Genomic DNA, 469 nt, shown 5'->3' with positions numbered 1-469 from the left:
GTTTATGAATGATTATTTACAATCTGTTGGAATTGACATTGCTAAAGAGAAATTTGATGTTTGTTTCAAGGAAAGAAAAAATGGAAGAAGTGTCATTAAAGGCACCAGGACCTTTAAAAATGATTCTAAAGGTTTTACAGACTTTAATCTTTGGTGCTCTAAACGAAGAAAGGAGACTTCTCATCTGGTCTTTGTGATGGAGGCTACAGGAGTTTATTATGAAGAACTTGCTTACTTTCTTCACTCTCAAAATGAAGCTGTATATGTGGAACTACCACAGAAGGTAAAATACTTTGCGAAGAGTCTTAACATCAAAACTAAAACAGATAAAGTAGATGCTAAACTTATTGCTGATATAGGTTTAGAAAGATCCTCTTCTCTTAAATCCTGGAATCCACCCAGTGAACAGTTTAAAGCTATTCGTGATCTCTGTAGAGAAATCTCTCAGCTGAAGAAGAATAAATCTGCA

Annotated in this window: 1 protein-coding gene; it reads left to right on the top strand. The window is 34.3% G+C overall.

What is annotated here, in order from left to right:
* Positions 1-469: IS110 family transposase (locus HC176_RS16370; RefSeq protein WP_167920067.1), on the top strand; the 469-nt coding region annotated here is incomplete at both ends.

The organism is Tamlana crocina (assembly GCF_012037625.1).
Note: the sequence above shows the minus strand (reverse complement) of the source record. Positions and strands in the feature narration are given on the sequence as shown.